The following is a 17,683-nucleotide window of genomic DNA, read 5'->3' as shown; positions in this document are numbered from 1 at the left end:
GCTTCCACACGTCCTAACGGGTGAGCGGGGTGTGAGGTGTTGCTCGCGCTGTTGACCGAGCGGGCCCCGTACGGGCTCAGGCGGCCGGGTTGGCCGTCCCGCCGAGCTGGATGCCGGCCATCCGGGTCCACTCGTACGGGCCGGTCCTCACGCGGGCGGCGAAGTCGCCGTCGAACTCCTCGTGGAGGGTGAGCCCGGCCTTCTCGGCGGCCTTCTCGGCCACCGCGTAGCTCGGGGCGACCAGGTCGCCCCAGCCGCCGTCCGTGCCGACGAGCACGATCCGGGTGCCGGCCTGGCCGATGTGCGCCAGCTGGCCCTCGGCGCCGCCGTGCTGCCGCGCGAAGGCGCCGATCTGCTTGGCCAGCTTCGCGGCGGCCCGGTCCTGCTTCTTGGTCTCTGCGGTGGTGTCAGCCATGGACAGCATGCTACCGGCGAGTAATCAGCGGAGGAAGGGATCCACGGCCACGGCCACGAACAGCAGCGACACGTAGGTGATGGACCAGTGGAACAGGCGCATCTCCTTGAGCTTCGCGCCGGTCACGCCCGCCTTCGCCCGCGCGTGCAGCGCGTGCGCCTCCCAGAGCCACCAGCCGCCCGCCGCCAGGGCGACCGCGGTGTAGAACCAGCCGGTGTAGCCCAGCGGGGTCAGCAGCAGCGAGACGCCGACCATCACCCAGCTGTAGAGGACGATCTGCCGGGCGACGGCCTTGTTGCCGGCGACGACCGGCAGCATCGGCACGCCGACGCGCGCGTAGTCGTCCTTCACCTTCATGGACAGCGGCCAGTAGTGCGGGGGCGTCCAGAAGAAGATGACGAGGAAGAGGATGACGGCGGCCAAGGAGACCTCGTTGCGCACCGAGGACCAGCCGATGAGCACCGGCATGCAGCCCGCGATGCCGCCCCAGACGATGTTCTGGGTGGTGCGCCGCTTCAACAGCATCGTGTAGACGACGACGTAGAAGAGGAGTGCGCCGAGGGCGAGGGCGGCGGACAGCCAGTTGACGAGCAGCCCGAACCACAGCGTCGACACCACGCCCAGGGTGATGCCGAAGACCAGGCACTCGCGGGGGCTGACCATGCCGGTGACCAGGGGACGCTGCGCTGTGCGGTCCATCAGCGCGTCGATGTCGCGGTCGATGTACATGTTCAGCGCGTTCGCGCCGCCGGCGGACAGGTAGCCGCCGAAGCAGGTCGCGAGGACCAGCCACAGCGACGGCACGCCCTGCTCCGCGAGGAACATCACCGGCACTGTGGTGATCAGCAGAAGTTCGATGATCCGCGGCTTGGTCAAAGCCACAAAAGCCTTCGCACGGGCCCCGAACGGCCGGTGGCCGGGGCTCGTCCCGAGCACCCCCGAAGGACGGGATTCGACGGCCGTCACGCACACCCCTGACAGAGAATCCAGCAAGTTCCGGACATGTTGGACCGGTAAAGACTTGCGCGTACCACGCCACTTTAGACGTTGCGCTCAGCGCGCCCTGCGCGGGGGTCGCCTCGTGTTGGTCCGATCGCGGTCGGCAACGTTCTGACGGACTGCGCGCACTCGAATAGCTGCACGCCGCGGCGGGGGTAGGCTCGGAATCGCCGGTGCACGGTACGTGACCGGGAACCGACATCTGGAGAGGAGCCCTGACCCACGGTGACCACCAAGCCGACGACCACAGAGCTCGAATGGACCGATCTGGACCAGCGGGCCGTCGACACCGCCCGCATCCTGGCCGCCGATGCGGTCCAGAAGGTCGGGAACGGCCACCCGGGCACGGCGATGAGCCTCGCCCCGGCCGCCTACACCCTTTTCCAGAAGGTGATGCGGCACGACCCGGCGGACCCGGACTGGGTCGGGCGTGACCGCTTCGTGCTCTCCGCCGGTCACTCGTCGCTGACCCTCTACACCCAGCTGTACCTGGCCGGCTTCGGCCTGGAGCTGGACGACCTCAAGGCCTTCCGCACCTGGGGCTCGAAGACCCCGGGCCACCCGGAGTACGGCCACACCAAGGGCGTCGAGACCACCACCGGCCCGCTCGGCCAGGGTGTCGCGAACGCGGTGGGCATGGCGATGGCCGCCCGCTACGAGCGCGGCCTGTTCGACCCGGAGGCCGCCCCGGGCACCTCCCCCTTCGACCACATGGTCTACTGCATCGCCGGTGACGGCTGCCTCCAGGAGGGCATCTCCGCCGAGGCCTCCTCCCTCGCGGGCCACCAGAAGCTCGGCAACCTGGTGCTGCTGTGGGACGACAACCACATCTCCATCGAGGGCGACACGGAGACGGCCGTCTCCGAGGACACCGTCAGGCGCTACGAGGCGTACGGCTGGCACGTCCAGCGCATCGAGCAGCAGGCCAACGGCGACATCGACCCCAAGGCCCTGTACGAGGCCCTGGCCGCCGCCAAGGCCGAGACCGAGCGCCCCTCCTTCATCGCGATGCGCTCGATCATCGCCTGGCCCGCCCCGCACGCCCAGGGCACCGAGGCCTCCCACGGCTCGGCCCTCGGCGACGACGAGGTGGCGGCCACCAAGCGCGTCCTCGGCTTCGACCCGGAGCAGTCCTTCGAGGTCTCCGACGCCGTCATCGGCCACACCCGCCAGGCGCTGGACCGCGGCCGCGAGGCCCGGGCCGCCTGGGACAAGGACCTCTCCGCCTGGCGCACCGCCAACCCGGAGCGCGCGGCCGAGTTCGACCGCATCCAGGCCAACGAGCTGCCCGAGGGCTGGGAGGACAAGCTCCCCGTCTTCGAGCCCGGCACCGGTGTCGCCACCCGCGCCGCCTCCGGCAAGGTGCTCGCCGCCCTCGGCGCGGTCATCCCGGAGCTGTGGGGCGGCTCGGCCGACCTGGCCGGCTCGAACAACACCACCATCGACAAGAACTCCTCGTTCCTGCCGAAGGGCAACCCGCTGCCGGAGGCCGACCCGTACGGCCGCACCATCCACTTCGGCATCCGCGAGCACTCCATGGCCGCCGCCATGAACGGCATCGCCCTGCACGGCCACACCCGCATCTACGGCGGCACCTTCCTGGTGTTCTCCGACTACATGCGCAACGCGGTGCGGCTGTCGGCCCTGATGCACCTGCCGGTGACGTACGTGTGGACGCACGACTCCATCGGCCTCGGCGAGGACGGCCCGACCCACCAGCCGGTCGAGCACCTCGCCTCGCTGCGTGCCATCCCCGGTCTGGCGGTCGTCCGCCCGGCCGACGCGAACGAGACGGCGATCGCCTGGCGCGAGATCCTCAAGCGCCACACCAAGGTCTTCGGCAAGGGCACCCCGCACGGCCTTGCACTGACCCGCCAGGGCGTCCCGACCTACGAGCGCAACGAGGACGCGGCCAAGGGCGGCTACGTGCTGTTCGAGGCCGAGGGCGGCGACGCCCGGGTCGTGCTCATCGGCACCGGCTCCGAGGTCCAGCTCGCCGTCGCCGCCCGTGAGGCGCTGCAGGCCGAGGGCATCCCGACCCGGGTCGTGTCGATGCCGTCCGTCGAGTGGTTCGAGGAGCAGGACCAGGCGTACAAGGACAGCGTCCTGCCGCCGGCCGTGAAGGCGCGCGTCGCGGTCGAGGCGGGCATCGGCCTGACCTGGCACCGCTACGTGGGCGACGCGGGCCGCATCGTCTCCCTCGAGCACTTCGGTGCCTCGGCCGACGCCAAGGTGCTGTTCCGCGAGTTCGGCTTCACCGCCGAGGCCGTTGCCGCGGCCGCCAAGGAATCGATCGAAGCCGCGCGCTGACGCCGGTACGAACACCAGTAGGAGATGCAATTCCCATGACAGACGCACTCAAGCGCCTCTCCGACGAGGGCGTGGCGATCTGGCTGGACGACCTGTCCCGCAAGCGCATCACGTCGGGCAACCTGGCGGAGCTCGTCGACGAGTCGCACGTCGTCGGCGTCACCACCAACCCGTCGATCTTCCAGAAGGCGATCAGCAGCGGCGACGGCTACGAGCAGCAGCTCGCGGACCTGGCCGCCCGCAAGGTCACCGTCGACGAGGCCATCCGCATGATCACGACGGCGGACGTCCGCGACGCCGCCGACATCCTGCGCCCGGTCTTCGACCGGACCGACGGCCAGGACGGCCGCGTGTCGATCGAGGTCGACCCGCGCCTGGCCCACGACACCGCGGCGACGATCGCCGAGGCCAAGCAGCTCGCCTGGCTGGTGGACCGCCCGAACACGCTGATCAAGATCCCGGCGACCAGGGCCGGCCTGCCGGCGATCGCCGAGGTCATCGGCAAGGGCATCAGCGTCAACGTCACGCTGATCTTCTCGCTGGAGCGCTACCGCGAGGTCATGGACGCGTACCTGACCGGTCTGGAGAAGGCGAAGGCCGCGGGCCTGGACCTGTCCGAGATCCACTCGGTCGCCTCCTTCTTCGTGTCCCGCGTGGACTCCGAGATCGACAAGCGCCTGGACGCGCTGGGCACGGACGAGGCCAAGGCCCTGAAGGGCAAGGCCGCGCTCGCCAACGCCCGCCTGGCCTACGAGGCCTACGAGGAGGTCTTCTCCTCCGACCGCTGGGCCGCCCTGGAGCGCCTGGGCGCCAACAAGCAGCGCGCGCTGTGGGCCTCGACCGGCGTCAAGGACCCGGCGTACAAGGACACCCTGTACGTGGTCGACCTGGTCGCCCCGAACACGGTGAACACCATGCCGGAGGCCACCCTGGAGGCCACCGCCGACCACGGCGAGGTCACGGGCGACACGGTGCGCGGCACCTACGAGCAGTCGCGCGCGGAGCTCGATGCGGTCGCGAAGCTCGGCATCTCGTACGACGATGTGGTGCAGCTGCTTGAGGACGAGGGCGTCGAGAAGTTCGAGGCGTCCTGGAACGACCTGCTGAAGTCCACCGAGGCGGAGCTGGAGCGCCTCGCTCCCACGGAGGCCTGAGCACTTTGTCTGCATACGGAGCGAACCCGCTTCGTGACGCACAGGACCGGCGGCTCCCGCGCATCGCGGGGCCGTCCGGTCTGGTCATTTTCGGCGTTACGGGTGACCTGTCGCGCAAGAAGCTGATGCCCGCCGTCTACGACCTGGCCAACCGCGGCCTGCTGCCGCCGGGCTTCTCGCTGATCGGCTTCGCCCGCCGGGAGTGGGAGCACGAGGACTTCGCCCAGGAGGTGTACGAGGCCGTCAAGCAGCACGCGCGCACACCCTTCCGCGAAGAGGTGTGGCAGCAGCTGGTGCAGGGCTGCCGCTTCGTCCAGGGCGACTTCGACGACGACCAGGCCTTCGAGACCCTGAAGGCGACGATCGAGGAGCTCGACAAGCAGCAGGGAACGGGCGGCAACTTCGCCTTCTACCTGTCCGTGCCGCCGAAGTTCTTCCCGAAGGTCGTCCAGCAGCTCAAGGACCACGGGCTGGCGCAGAAGGAGGGCTCCTGGCGGCGCGCCGTCATCGAGAAGCCCTTCGGCCACAACCTGAAGAGCGCCGAGGAGCTCAACAAGGTCGTCCACGAGGTCTTCCCCCGGGACGAGGTCTTCCGCATCGACCACTACCTGGGCAAGGAGACCGTCCAGAACATCCTGGCGCTCCGCTTCGCCAACACGATGTTCGAGCCGATCTGGAACCGGTCGTACGTCGACCACGTGCAGATCACCATGGCCGAGGACATCGGCATCGGCGGCCGGGCCGGCTACTACGACGGCATCGGCGCGGCCCGCGACGTCATCCAGAACCACCTGCTCCAGCTGCTCGCGCTGACCGCGATGGAGGAGCCCGGCTCCTTCCACCCCAAGGCGCTGGTGGCGGAGAAGCTGAAGGTGCTCAGCGCCGTCGAGATCCCCGAGGACCTCGGCAAGCACACCGTGCGCGGCCAGTACACCTCCGCGTGGCAGGGCGGCGAGAAGGTCGTCGGCTACCTCGAAGAGGACGGCATCGACCCGAACTCGAAGACCGACACCTACGCGGCCATCCGCCTGGAGATCAACAACCGTCGCTGGGCGGGCGTGCCGTTCTACCTGCGGACGGGCAAGCGCCTGGGCCGCCGGGTCACCGAGATCGCGGTGGTCTTCAAGCGGGCCCCGTACCTGCCCTTCGAGTCGGGCGCGACCGAGGAGCTGGGGCAGAACGCCCTGGTCATCCGGGTCCAGCCGGACGAGGGCATCACGGTGCGCTTCGGTTCCAAGGTCCCCGGCACCTCCATGGAGGTCCGGGACGTCACGATGGACTTCGCGTACGGCGAGTCCTTCACGGAGTCGAGTCCCGAGGCGTACGAGCGGCTGATCCTCGACGTCCTGCTGGGTGACGCGAACCTCTTCCCGCGCCACCAGGAGGTCGAGCTGTCCTGGAACATCCTCGACCCGATCGAGGAGTACTGGGACAAGCACGGCAAGCCCGCCCAGTACACGGCGGGTACCTGGGGGCCGGTCGAGGCGGACGAGATGCTCGCACGAGACGGACGGAGCTGGCGCCGGCCATGAAGATCGACCTCACGGAGACCACCTCCAGCAAGATCAACGCCGCGCTGGTGCAGGCACGCCGGGACATCGGCACGCCGGCCGTCGGCATGGTCCTCACGCTGGTGATCGTGACCGACGAGGAGAACGCGTACGACGCGCTCAAGTCGGCGAACGACGCGTCCCACGAGCACCCCTCGCGGATCATCGTCGTCATCAAGCGGGGTAGCCGTTCGCCGCGCAGCCGCCGCGACGCCCGTCTCGACGCGGAAGTCCGCGTCGGCGCGGACGCCGGTTCGGGTGAAACGGTGGTGCTCCGCCTCCACGGTGAGCTGGTCAACCACGCCGACTCCGTGGTCCTCCCCCTGCTCCTGCCGGACGCCCCGGTGGTCGTCTGGTGGCCGGAGGGTGCCCCGTCGGACCTGGCGGGCAACCCGCTGGGCGCGCTCGGCCAGCGCCGGATCGCGGACACGTACGCCTGCGAGGACCCCATCGGGGTGCTGGCGGGGCGGGCGGCCGCGTACGCCCCCGGGGACACGGACCTGTCCTGGACCCGGATCACGCCGTGGCGCTCCATGCTGGCGGCGGCCCTGGACCAGCAGGCCTTCCAGATCGTCTCGGCGGTCGTCGAGGGCGAGGACGAGAACCCGAGCTGCGAGCTGCTGGCCATGTGGCTGGCGGACCGCCTGAAGGTGCCCGTCCGGCGCACCCGGTCGGCGGGCCCCGGCCTGACGTCGGTGCACCTGGAGACCAAGGACGGCGAGATCGTCCTGGACCGGGCGGACGGTTCGCTGGCGACGCTGCGCATGCCGGGCCAGCCCGACCGGAGCGTGGCGCTCAAGCGCCGCGACACGGCCGAGCTGCTGGCGGAGGAGCTGCGCCGGCTCGACCCGGACAACATCTACGCGTCCGCGCTGAAGTTCGGCGTGGCGAAGCTGGAGTCGGCCCGAACCCAGGCCGCTCCGACCGGGGCGGCGCCCTCCGCCTCGGCCTCGGACTCGGCCGCGGCGGAGGCCGAGGCGGTCGCCGAAGCCGTCGCCGACGCCGAAGCCGGAGCCCCGGCGGCCGACGCGGCCGGTTCCGCGTCCGCGGCCAAGGGCGGCAAGTCCGCCGGCAAGGCGGCCGCGCCGGCCAAGAAGGCCTCGGCCAAGCAGTGAAGCACGACGGCCGCCGGCCGGTCCGCCTCCCGTTCACGGGGGTGCGGTCCGGTCGGCGGCCGAGCCATTTCCTGACGAAGAAGGCGGCAACAACATGGGTATGACGACTCCCCAGGTCGTCGTCCACCGGGACAAGGAGCTGATGGCCCAGGCCGCGGCCGCCCGGCTCATCACGAAGATCGTGGACGCGCAGGCGGCCCGCGGCAGCGCCTCGGTGGTCCTCACGGGCGGCCGCAACGGCAACGGGCTCCTCGCGGCGCTCGCGGCGGCCCCGGCCCGGGACGCGGTCGACTGGTCCCGCCTTGACCTGTGGTGGGGCGACGAGCGGTACGTCCCGGCCGACGACCCCGAGCGCAATCACGTCCAGGCCCGGGAGGCGCTGCTCGACGCGGTCCCGGTGGACCCGGCGCGGGTCCACGTGATGCCCGCCTCGGACGGCCCGTACGGCAGTGACGTGGACGCGGCGGCCGCGGCGTACGCGGAGGAGCTGCGCCGGGCCGCGGAGCCGGAGGACCACGGTCCGGTGCCCCGCTTCGACGTGCTGATGCTGGGCGTCGGCCCGGACACGCACGTGGCCTCGCTGTTCCCGGAGCACCCGGCGGCGCGCGAGACCGACCGCATGGTCGTCGGCGTCCACGGTGCCCCGAAGCCGCCGCCGACCCGCGTCTCGCTGACCCTGCCGGCCATCCGCGCGGCCCGCGAGGTGTGGCTGCTGGCGGCGGGCGAGGACAAGGCGGGCGCGGTGGCGATCGCACTCGGCGGGGCCGGCGAGCTGCAGGCCCCGGCCGCGGCGGCGTACGGGCGCTCGCGCACCCTGTGGCTGCTGGACCGGGCCGCGGCGGCGAAGCTCCCGGCGGGCATGTACCCGCCGGCCTCGGCCTGACCCCGGGCGGCCCCGGCCGACCCGGGGCGGGATCCGCCGCCGTCCCCGCCCGCATGCACGAGGGCCCGCCCCTCCCGGATTCCACCGGGAGGGGCGGGCCCTCGGCGCGTGTCGCGGACGGCGGACGGCCACGGGCGGCCGCCGCCGGGGTCAGGAACGGCCGCGCAGCGAGCGGTACGTGGCCACCAGGCCGCGGGTCGAGGCGTCGAGGCCCGGGACGTCGGCGCCCTCGGTCAGGGCCGGCTCCACCCGCTTGGCCAGGACCTTGCCGAGCTCCACGCCCCACTGGTCGAAGGAGTCGATGTTCCAGACGGCGCCCTGGACGAACACCTTGTGCTCGTACAGCGCGATCAGCTGGCCCAGGACCGACGGGGTCAGCTCGGCGGCCAGGATCGTGGTCGTCGGGTGGTTGCCGCGGAAGGTCTTGTGCGGGACGAGGGCCTCCGGCACGCCCTCGGCGCGGACCTCGTCCGCGGTCTTGCCGAAGGCCAGCGCCTGCGTCTGCGCGAAGAAGTTCGCCATCAGCAGGTCGTGTTGGGCGGCCAGCGCCGGGGGCAGTTCGGCCACGGGGTGGGCGAAGCCGATGAAGTCCGCCGGGATCACCTTCGTGCCCTGGTGGATCAACTGGTAGTACGCGTGCTGCCCGTTGGTGCCGGGCGTGCCCCACACGACCGGGCCGGTCTGCCAGTCCACCGGGCGGCCGTCGCGGTCCACGGACTTGCCGTTGGACTCCATGTCGAGCTGCTGGAGGTAGGCGGTGAACCGCGACAGGTAGTGGCTGTAGGGCAGGACGGCGTGCGACTGGGCGTCGTGGAAGGCCCCGTACCAGATCCCGAGGAGGCCGAGCAGCAGCGGGGCGTTCTGCTCGGCGGGCGCGGTACGGAAGTGCTCGTCCATCAGCCGGAAGCCGCCCAGGAGTTCGCGGAAGCGGCCGGGGCCGATCGCGATCATCAGGGAGAGGCCGATGGCCGAGTCGAAGGAGTAGCGGCCGCCGACCCAGTCCCAGAACTCGAACATGTTGGCCGGGTCGATGCCGAAGTCCGACACCTTCTCGGCGTTGGTGGACAGCGCCACGAAGTGCCGTGCCACGGCGGCCTGGTCGCCGCCGAGGCCGTCGAGCAGCCAGGCGCGCGCCGATTCGGCGTTGGTGATGGTCTCGATGGTGGTGAAGGTCTTGGAGGCGATGATGAACAGGGTCCGCGCCGGGTCGAGGTCGCGCACCGCCTCGTGCAGGTCGGCGCCGTCCACGTTGGAGACGAAGCGCACGGTCAGGTCGCGGTCGGTGAAGGCGCGCAGCGCCTCGTAGGCCATGGCCGGGCCCAGGTCGGAGCCGCCGATGCCGATGTTGACGACGTTGGTGATGCGCTCGCCGGTGAAGCCGGTCCACTCCCCCGAGCGGACGCGGTCGCTGAACGCGGCCATCTTGTCGAGGACGGCGTGCACACGGGGGACGACGTTCTCGCCGTCCACCTCGATGACCGCGTCGGGGGCGGCGCGCAGCGCGGTGTGCAGGACGGCCCGGTCCTCGGTGGTGTTGATCTTCTCGCCGCGGAACATGGCCTCGCGCAGTGCGGCCACGCCGGTCGCGTCCGCCAGCTCGCGCAGCAGCGCCAGCGTCTCGTCCGTCACGAGGTTCTTGGAGTAGTCGATGTGCAGGTCCCCGACCCGCAGCGTGTAGTCCGCGCCCCGGCCCGGCGCCGCCTCGAACAGTTCGCGCAGATGCGTCTGTCCGAGCTCTTCCCGGTGCTTGCCGAGGGCAAGCCACTCGGGGGTCCGGTTGAGCCTCACACGGCTGTCTGCGTTCATTTCGGACATCAACCCGTTTCTTCCGTCCTGTCGTGCCCCGCCGATCACCAACTTAAGGGATCGGAAGGGGGCCCACCGCATGCGAAGGGGCCCGGCCCGCAGGAGAACACTCCTGCGGGCCGGGCCCCTGTCACATCGTCACCGCGCGTTCGTCAGATCTCGCCGCGGAGCTTGGCGAGCGCCTCGGCGAGGATCGCCTCGCCGTCGGCGTCCGTGCGCCGCTCCCGTACGTACGCCAGGTGCGTCTTGTAGGGCTCGGTGCGGGGCGGCGCCGGGGGGTTGTCCCGGTCCTGCCCGGCCGGGAACCCGCAGCGCGGGCAGTCCCAGGTGTCCGGCACCTGCGCGTCGCTGGCGAAGCTGGGCTGCGTCTCGTGCCCGTTGGAGCACCAGAACGAGATGCGCAGGCGGGGTGCGGACTCACCGCGCTCCGCCTCGCCCATCGGCCCCGCCCCGACCCGGCTGCCCCGGATCGCGTTGCCACTTGCCACGGTCGTAACTCCCTGCGTGATGGTGCCGCGAAGCGTGAGTGGATTCCGCCGCGGGCGCCCCAGTCTACGTAAGGCCCAACGGACGTCCAGCAAATGGAGTTACTCACTCCAGGCTGCGGACGCCGTCTTCATGATAGGCAGGGCGGGGCCGGCCGGACGGGCCGAATGGCGAGAACCGACGGCTTCCCGAACGGGTCAGCCCGACGACTTGGTGAGCAGGCCCAGCGCCACGATGCACGCGAACCACAGCAGACCGACCACGATGGTGATGCGGTCGAGGTTGCGCTCGGCGACCGAGGAGCCGCCGACCGACGACTGCATGCCGCCGCCGAACATGTCCGAGAGGCCGCCGCCCTTGCCCTTGTGCATCAGCACGAGCAGCATCAGCAGGGCGCTGAACACGATCAGGGCAATCGAGAACCCCATAACCACGGCTGGTTCCTACTTTCTGGCTTCTCTTGGCTTCCGGCTGTGCTGGACGTGCGCGGGGGCCAGTGGCTGCTGGTTCAGCCCCCTGGCCCCCGCAAGAGTACGACGGATCCGCCCCGCCGCCTACTCGCTGCCGCGAGCGTCCGGCCTGCGTGCGGACCCGGCGCGACTACTGGTCCCGGAACCGGACGATCTTGACGAACTCGTCCACGTCGAGGGACGCACCGCCCACGAGGGCGCCGTCGACGTCCGGCTGGGCCATGATCGCCGCGATGTTGCCGCCCTTGACCGAGCCGCCGTACTGGATGCGGACCTTGTCGGCCAGCTCCTGGGAGTACAGCTCGGCGAGACGGCCGCGGACGGCCCCGCAGACCTCCTGGGCGTCCTCGGGGGTGGCGACCTCGCCGGTGCCGATGGCCCAGACGGGCTCGTAGGCGATCACGACGGTCTCGGCCTGGTCGGCCGGGACGTCCTTGAGACCGCCGTCGACCTGGGCGAGGGTGTGCGCGACCTGGTTGCCGGCCTTGCGGACGTCGAGGCCCTCGCCGACGCACAGGATCGGGGTGAGGCCGTTGCGGAACGCGGCCTTGACCTTGGCGTTGCAGATCTCGTCGGTCTCGCCGTGGTACTGGCGGCGCTCGCTGTGGCCGACGGCCACGTACGTGCACTTCAGCTTCGAGAGCATCGGGCCGGAGATCTCGCCGGTGTAGGCGCCGGAGTCCTGCGCCGAGATGTCCTGGGCGCCGTACTTGATCTTCAGCTTGTCGCCCTCGACCAGCGTCTGCACCGAGCGCAGGTCGGTGAAGGGCACGAGGACGGCGACCTCGACGGCGTCGTGGTCCTTGTCGGAGAGGGCGAAGGCGAGCTTCTGGGTGTGGGCGATGGCCTCGAGGTGGTTGAGGTTCATCTTCCAGTTGCCCGCCATCAGCGGGGTGCGCGTGGTCATGCGGGGTCAGACCTCCAGTGCAGCGATGCCGGGGAGCGACTTGCCCTCGAGGTACTTGAGGGAGGCGCCGCCGCCGGTAGAGATGTGGCCGAAAGCGTTCTCGTCGAAGCCGAGCGTACGCACGGCCGCGGCGGAGTCACCGCCGCCGACGACGGTGAACGCGGGGCTGTCGACGAGGGCCTGCGCGATCGCGCGGGTGCCGCCGGCGTAGTCGGGGTGCTCGAAGACGCCCACCGGGCCGTTCCAGAAGACGGTCTCGGCGTCGGCGATCTTCGAAGCGTACAGCTCACGGGTCCTGGGACCGATGTCCAGGCCCTCCTTGTCGGCGGGGATCTTGTCCGCGTCGACGGTGACGTACTCGGCCGGGGTCTTGCCCTTGAGGTCGGGGAACTCCGAGGAGGCGAGGATGTCGACCGGCAGGACGAGCTCGACGCCGTTCGCCTCGGCCCGGGCCATGTACTCCTTGACCTTCTCCACCTGGTCCTTCTGGAGCAGGGAGATGCCGACCTCGTAGCCCTTGGCGTACAGGAAGGTGTACGCCATGCCGCCGCCGATCAGCAGGCGGTCGGCCTTGCCGAGCAGCTCGTCGATGACGGCGAGCTTGTCGGAGACCTTGGCGCCGCCCAGGACGACGACGTAGGGGCGCTTGACCTCGGCGGTCAGCTTCTTCAGGACGCCGACCTCGGTGGCGATCAGGAAGCCGGCCGCGTGCGGGAGGCGCGCCGGCAGGTCGAAGACCGAGGCGTGCTTGCGGTGGACGGCGCCGAAGCCGTCGCCGACGTAGACGTCGGCCAGCTCGGCGAGCTGGTCGGCGAAGGCGCCGCGCTCGGCGTCGTCCTTGGACGTCTCGCCGGCGTTGAAGCGCAGGTTCTCCAGGACGGCGACCTGGCCGTCGGCGAGCTTCGCGACGGTCTCCCGGGCCGAGGCGCCGACGGTGTCGGTGGCGAAGGCCACCTCGGCGCCGAGCAGTTCGCCGAGCCGCTGGGCGGCCGGGGCGAGGGAGAAGGCCGGGTCCGGGGCGCCCTTCGGGCGGCCCAGGTGCGAGGCGACGACCACGCGGGCGCCGGCCTCGGCGAGCTTCGCGATGGTCGGCTGCACGGCGCGGATGCGGCCGTCGTCGGTGATCTTGTCACCGGCGAGCGGCACGTTGAGGTCCGCGCGCACGAAGACCCTCTTGCCGGAGACGCCCTCGGCGAGGAGTTCGTCGATCGTCTTCATCTGTTTCTACTCCTTGTCCCCCGGCACCGGCGGTGCCCGGTGCGGGGTGGGTGGGACAGGCAAGCAACAGGGCCCGTACAACGCTTCATCGCGCTGCGCGGACCCTGTGCTCACATCTTCGTGTTCGGCTTTGGTGCCCGACGAACCTTAGAGCTGACCGCCGACGAAGACGGTGAGGTCGACGAGGCGGTTGGAGTAGCCCCACTCGTTGTCGTACCAGCCGACGACCTTGACCTGCTTGCCCTGGACCATCGTCAGGGAGGAGTCGAACGTGCAGGAGGCGGGCCAGTTCACGATGTCGGAGGAGACGATCGGGTCCTCGGTGTAGTCCAGGATGCCCTTCAGCTGGCCCTCGGCGGCCTTCTGGAAGGCGGTGTTGATCTCTTCCTTGGTCGTCTCGCGGTCCAGCTCGATGACGAGGTCGGTGACCGAGCCGGTGGGGACCGGGACGCGCATGGCGATGCCGTCCAGCTTGCCCTTGAGCTGCGGGAGGACCAGGGCGGTGGCCTTGGCGGCACCGGTGGAGGTCGGGATGATGTTCTCGGCGGCGGCGCGGGCGCGGCGCAGGTCCGAGTGCGGGAAGTCCAGGATGCGCTGGTCGTTCGTGTACGCGTGGACCGTGGTCATCATGCCCTTGACGATGCCGAAGTTCTCGTCGAGGACCTTGGCCATCGGCGCCACGCAGTTGGTGGTGCAGGAGGCGTTGGAGATGACGTGGTGGTGCGCCGCGTCGTACTTGTCCTGGTTGACGCCCATCACGATGGTGATGTCCTCGTCCTTGGCCGGAGCCGAGATGAGGACCTTCTTCGCGCCGGCGGCGAGGTGCTTGGCGGCGTCGGCCTTCTTCGTGAAGATGCCGGTCGACTCGATGACGATGTCGGCGCCCAGCTCGCCCCAGGGGAGGTTGGCGGGGTCGCGCTCGGCGAAGGTCTTGAAGGTGTTGCCGCCGACCGTGATGGTGTCCTCGGTGTGCGTGACCTCCTGCTTGAGGCGGCCGAGGATGCTGTCGTACTTGAGGAGGTGCACCAGGGTGGCGTTGTCCGTCAGGTCGTTGACACCGACGATCTCGATGTCCGCCCCCTGCTCCAGGAGAGCTCGGAAGTAGTTGCGGCCAATGCGGCCAAAACCGTTGATTCCTACGCGGATCGTCACGAACCGATCTCCTCGTTGGTGCGCCGGTCTGTGCGCCGGCGAGCTGTAAATGGGATGTCCCCGACCGCTTACGACCCTACCTCTCCGTGAGCTTGCGAGTGACATCGTCCAAGGGCTGACACGCCCCCGGGGCCCGCACCGGGAGGCCGGTGCGGAACCCTCGGGCCTCGGCCCCCGTCACGCACGGTGAGCTGCGGTCGGGCCTTCGATCAGTGGTGCAGCGAACGGAGCGCCTTACCGATCAGTACGGCACGGTCCCGCGCCGTCGACAGGTGCTCCAGACCGAATCCGAGCAGGACGGTGTTACGCGTGGTGACCGATGCGTAGGACTTGAACAGCTCGCCGGAGACGGACCAGTCGCCCGGGACGTCGGGGCTTCCGGCGGGTCCGGCCCGCACCGTCCAGGCTCCCGGGGAGCCCTCGAAACCGTCAGTGGCCTGGTCCACCGACCCGACGGACAGGCGCGCGTCGTCGAGGAAGACGCCGCGGCCGCCCTCGCTCCCGTCGGTGATGTAGGAGAAGGAGAGCTCGACCGTCTTCCCCGCGTAGGCGCTCAGGTCGAAGGAGACCTGCTTCCAGCCGTCGGAGGACCCGGTGAAGCTGTGCCACGCGCCGCTGCTGCCCGTTGCGGTGCAGCCGTCGGCGCCGAGGGTCAGGTAGTGGCCGAGGAACGGGTGGCCGCCGAGGAAGAAGCCGGCGGCGCAGTCCGCCGGGACCTGGGAGCGGGTGAGGCCGCCGGCCTCGGGCAGCGTGGTCCAGTCCTCCGCGCCGGCGGTGCGGGCCTCCAGGACCGCGTGGTCGTAGCCGAGCTCGGTGTTCCAGTGGAGGGCGGCCTTGAGCTGCGGCCGGGCGGCCGCGGTGACCTTGGTGAGGTCGATGGTGCGGGTCAGCCGCTTCCAGTCGTCGTCGGCGTGGGCGGCCGCGGCCATCCCGGTGCCGGTGTAGGGGGCGTACGGGTTCACGACGCCGGCGTAGCTGCCGCCCTGCGCGCTCTTGAACTGCGGGAACTGCGCCGGGGGCAGGGCCTCGGAGGTCACCGTGTACGCGCCGGGGGTGTCCAGCGGGTTGCCCGCCGCGTCGTCCACGGGCCCCTGGGCGCCGGCCAGGGCTCCGGCGCCGTTGAAGCCGGTGGCGCCGCGGGCTCCGGCGCGACCGTACGCGCCGAGGTAGTACTGGCTGAAGTCGTCGGTCAGGGCGGGTCCGACCTGGGCGTCGCCGCCGGCCAGTTCGCCGGCCTCGACCAGCCGGCCGCCCTCGTTGAGGAAGTCGCGCACGGCGAGCTGGGTGGCGCCGCCGGGCTCGGCGGCGCCGGTGTAGTGGACGGCGGTGCGGAAGTGGGAGAGGACGCCGAGGTGGTGCGGGGCGCCGCGCTCGGCCACGTCCCAGACGGCCGCGGACCGGCCGGCCGCGCGCAGGGCGTCGACGTAGGTCTGCGCGTGCCGGGCCGTGGCGCCCTCCTCGGCGATCACCAGCACGTCGGCGCGGGGCCGCTGGGCCACGGTGTACGTGAAGTGCTCGCTGGAGACCTTCCGGCCGGACTCGTCGCGGCCGGTGAACCAGACCTCGACGCGGTCGCCGGGTCCGGCGCCGTCCACCTGCGCCCGGTACTGGTCGAACCAGTTGTTGTCCTCGCCGCCGTAGACGGAGCCGCCCTTCCAGGCGCGCAGTCCCGCGTCGTGCGTCCGGCCGCCGTTGATGCGGTACGTGAGCCGCTTGTCCTTCAGCGCCTTGCGGGCCGTGACGGAGACCGGCTGGTCCTGGCCGCGGACCGCGTAGGAGGTGGTGAAGGGGTCGAGGGTGAAGTCGGCGGCGGTCAGGCCCACCGGGGACTTCGGGCGGTCGGGGCGGGTGGCGCTCTCGGCGACGGCGAGGGCGAAGGGGACGTTCTTGGCGAACTCCGCCTGGATCAGCTTCTCGTCGTCGGGGAAGGTGAAGCCGGAGCGGCAGTCCTCGGGCCGCCAGCGGTCGTTCGGATCGCTGGCGGACGCCGTCTGGCAGGTCGTCATCTCCGGCGTGAACATCATGATGCCGTTGACGTTGGACGCGTGGCCGTCGGCCTCGCCGTTGGTGGTGTAGAGCTCCGACGACAGCTGCGGGTGGTAGCCGGGGACGGCCGGGTTCTCCGGGGTGCCGGCCAGCGCCTTGTAGGCGACGTCGTCCGGAGTGCCTGTGGCCACCTGCCAGCCCACCCCGTAGAGCAGCAGCTCGGCGGCGGAGTGGTAGTTGACCGCGTACCGGAAGCCGATGCGCTTCTCGAACCGGTCGAGGGCGACGGTCTCGGGTTCGGAGGAGGCCCGCGGGCCGCGGTAGGTCTCGCTCGACGGGTTCGGCGAGGAACCCTCGTTGTCGTAGCCCCACTTGTAGGTGAAGTTCCGGTTGAGGTCGACGCCGTCCCCGGTGGTGGTCTTCCCGTCGCCGTTGTTGTCGGCCAGGTTCTTGCGCCACAGCCGCTTGCCGTCGGGGGCGTGGGTGTAGTCGTACCCGTCGGGGTTGGCGGAGAGCAGGAACCACAGCTCGGTGGAGTCCACCAGGGCGGTGATCCGCGGGTCCTTGCCGTAGTTGTCGAGGGTGTGGTGCATCAGCCGCCGGGTCATCTCGGGGGTGATCCACTCGCGGGCGTGCTGGTTGGACATGTACAGCACGGACGGCTTCCCGCCGTCGCGGACGCGGTCGGCGTCCTTGCTGACCTTCAGCGCGAGGATGTCCTTGCCCTGGACGGTCTTGCCGATGGAGACGACCTTCGTCAGGGCCGGGTGCTCCTGGGCCGTCCTGAGGACCTCCTCCTGGAGGCCGCCCTTGCCGCTGTACGGGCGGAAGACCCCGTCGCCGGGGGCCTGGGCGCGGGCCGACTGCCCCACCCGCCGCTCGGCGAGCCGGATCCCGCGGGCGGAGAGCTTCCCGGCCTGGGAGGGGGTGAGGATCAGCTCGACGCGGGCCGTACCCGTCTGCGGGGCGCGCTCGGTGAGCTCGTGGGCGTCCTGGCCGGCGGCGAGGACGAGGGGGATCTGCTCCTTGGTGACGTCGGCCTCGTAGACGCGTACGTCGTCGGTATCGGTGTCGGCGCCCGGGGCGGTGTCCGCCGCGGGGCGCGCATGGGCCGCCGGGAGGGCGGCCAGGGTGGTGCCTAAGAGGAGTGCGCCGGCGGCGAGGATCGATCTCGTGAGGTGCCTCATGTGCCCCCCTGGGCGTCGTCAGCCACGAAAGCGAAATGGTGTGCA

The 17,683-nt window shown here is 70.8% G+C and carries 14 protein-coding genes; 5 read left to right on the top strand and 9 right to left on the bottom strand.

The window, feature by feature from the left end; genetic code table 11:
- Window positions 1–76: 76 nt before the first annotated feature.
- Window positions 77–415, bottom strand: a complete 339-nt coding sequence (locus tag ACSHWO_RS25585) for a hypothetical protein (protein ID WP_361087810.1) — start codon at window positions 413–415, stop codon at window positions 77–79.
- Between the two features lie 24 nt (window positions 416–439).
- Window positions 440–1,387, bottom strand: coding sequence for a heme o synthase (locus ACSHWO_RS25580; RefSeq protein WP_361088556.1), 948 nt, complete (start codon window positions 1,385–1,387; stop codon window positions 440–442).
- Between the two features lie 252 nt (window positions 1,388–1,639).
- Here ACSHWO_RS25580 and tkt point away from each other — a divergent pair, with 252 nt between their 5' ends.
- From tkt to pgl, 5 genes are all read left to right on the top strand, one after another.
- Window positions 1,640–3,724: a transketolase gene (gene tkt, locus ACSHWO_RS25575; RefSeq protein ID WP_438315284.1), complete on the top strand. Its 2,085-nt coding sequence runs from the start codon at window positions 1,640–1,642 to the stop codon at window positions 3,722–3,724.
- 35 nt (window positions 3,725–3,759) lie between these two features.
- Window positions 3,760–4,878: a transaldolase gene (tal, locus tag ACSHWO_RS25570; RefSeq protein WP_361087816.1), complete on the top strand. Its 1,119-nt coding sequence runs from the start codon at window positions 3,760–3,762 to the stop codon at window positions 4,876–4,878.
- 5 nt (window positions 4,879–4,883) lie between these two features.
- The gene (zwf, locus tag ACSHWO_RS25565) at window positions 4,884–6,410 is read left to right on the top strand and encodes a glucose-6-phosphate dehydrogenase (protein WP_438315281.1); all 1,527 of its coding nucleotides are present in this window, start codon (window positions 4,884–4,886) and stop codon (window positions 6,408–6,410) included.
- Window positions 6,407–7,543, top strand: coding sequence for a glucose-6-phosphate dehydrogenase assembly protein OpcA (gene opcA / locus ACSHWO_RS25560; RefSeq protein ID WP_438315278.1), 1,137 nt, complete (start codon window positions 6,407–6,409; stop codon window positions 7,541–7,543). Before zwf ends, opcA begins: the two co-directional genes overlap by 4 nt.
- Before the next feature lie 100 nt (window positions 7,544–7,643).
- Window positions 7,644–8,426, top strand: a complete 783-nt coding sequence (gene pgl, locus ACSHWO_RS25555) for a 6-phosphogluconolactonase (protein ID WP_361087826.1) — start codon at window positions 7,644–7,646, stop codon at window positions 8,424–8,426.
- Window positions 8,427–8,576: 150 nt separating this feature from the next.
- On the opposite strand, the gene pgi is transcribed toward pgl, so the two are convergent.
- From pgi to ACSHWO_RS25520, 7 genes are all read right to left on the bottom strand, one after another.
- Entirely contained in the window at window positions 8,577–10,232 is a 1,656-nt protein-coding gene (gene pgi, locus ACSHWO_RS25550; RefSeq protein WP_438315275.1) for a glucose-6-phosphate isomerase, read from the bottom strand.
- 152 nt (window positions 10,233–10,384) lie between these two features.
- A complete protein-coding gene (locus tag ACSHWO_RS25545; RefSeq protein ID WP_007263454.1) occupies window positions 10,385–10,720 on the bottom strand; it encodes an RNA polymerase-binding protein RbpA in 336 nt (111 codons plus the stop codon).
- 195 nt (window positions 10,721–10,915) lie between these two features.
- A complete protein-coding gene (gene secG, locus ACSHWO_RS25540) occupies window positions 10,916–11,146 on the bottom strand; it encodes a preprotein translocase subunit SecG (protein WP_361087830.1) in 231 nt (76 codons plus the stop codon).
- Between the two features lie 172 nt (window positions 11,147–11,318).
- On the bottom strand, window positions 11,319–12,095 hold the full coding sequence (gene tpiA / locus ACSHWO_RS25535) for a triose-phosphate isomerase (RefSeq protein ID WP_361087833.1): 777 nt from the start codon (window positions 12,093–12,095) through the stop codon (window positions 11,319–11,321).
- A gap of 6 nt (window positions 12,096–12,101) precedes the next feature.
- Window positions 12,102–13,313 carry a phosphoglycerate kinase gene (locus ACSHWO_RS25530; RefSeq protein WP_438315269.1) on the bottom strand — a complete coding sequence of 404 codons (1,212 nt, stop codon included), beginning with the start codon at window positions 13,311–13,313 and terminating at the stop codon, window positions 12,102–12,104.
- 147 nt (window positions 13,314–13,460) lie between these two features.
- Entirely contained in the window at window positions 13,461–14,465 is a 1,005-nt protein-coding gene (gap, locus tag ACSHWO_RS25525; RefSeq protein WP_385806600.1) for a type I glyceraldehyde-3-phosphate dehydrogenase, read from the bottom strand.
- 209 nt (window positions 14,466–14,674) lie between these two features.
- A complete protein-coding gene (locus ACSHWO_RS25520) occupies window positions 14,675–17,638 on the bottom strand; it encodes a M14 family zinc carboxypeptidase (protein WP_438315265.1) in 2,964 nt (987 codons plus the stop codon).
- Between the last annotated feature and the right edge of the window lie 45 nt (window positions 17,639–17,683).

It is taken from the genome of Streptomyces pallidus (ex Mingjun et al. 2026) (assembly GCF_051550185.1).
In the GTDB taxonomy this organism is placed as follows: Bacteria; Actinomycetota; Actinomycetes; order Streptomycetales; family Streptomycetaceae; genus Streptomyces.
This window is presented reverse-complemented; position numbering and strand designations above follow the sequence as displayed.

Coding starts and splice junctions, on each gene's coding strand:
- ACSHWO_RS25585 (WP_361087810.1), bottom strand. CDS start 415: ATGGCTGACACCACCGCAGAGACCAAGAAGCAGGACCGGGCCGCCGCG.
- tal (WP_361087816.1), top strand. CDS start 3,760: ATGACAGACGCACTCAAGCGCCTCTCCGACGAGGGCGTGGCGATCTGG.
- opcA (WP_438315278.1), top strand. CDS start 6,407: ATGAAGATCGACCTCACGGAGACCACCTCCAGCAAGATCAACGCCGCG.
- pgl (WP_361087826.1), top strand. CDS start 7,644: ATGACGACTCCCCAGGTCGTCGTCCACCGGGACAAGGAGCTGATGGCC.
- pgi (WP_438315275.1), bottom strand. CDS start 10,232: ATGAACGCAGACAGCCGTGTGAGGCTCAACCGGACCCCCGAGTGGCTT.
- secG (WP_361087830.1), bottom strand. CDS start 11,146: ATGGGGTTCTCGATTGCCCTGATCGTGTTCAGCGCCCTGCTGATGCTG.
- tpiA (WP_361087833.1), bottom strand. CDS start 12,095: ATGACCACGCGCACCCCGCTGATGGCGGGCAACTGGAAGATGAACCTC.
- ACSHWO_RS25530 (WP_438315269.1), bottom strand. CDS start 13,313: ATGAAGACGATCGACGAACTCCTCGCCGAGGGCGTCTCCGGCAAGAGG.
- ACSHWO_RS25520 (WP_438315265.1), bottom strand. CDS start 17,638: ATGAGGCACCTCACGAGATCGATCCTCGCCGCCGGCGCACTCCTCTTA.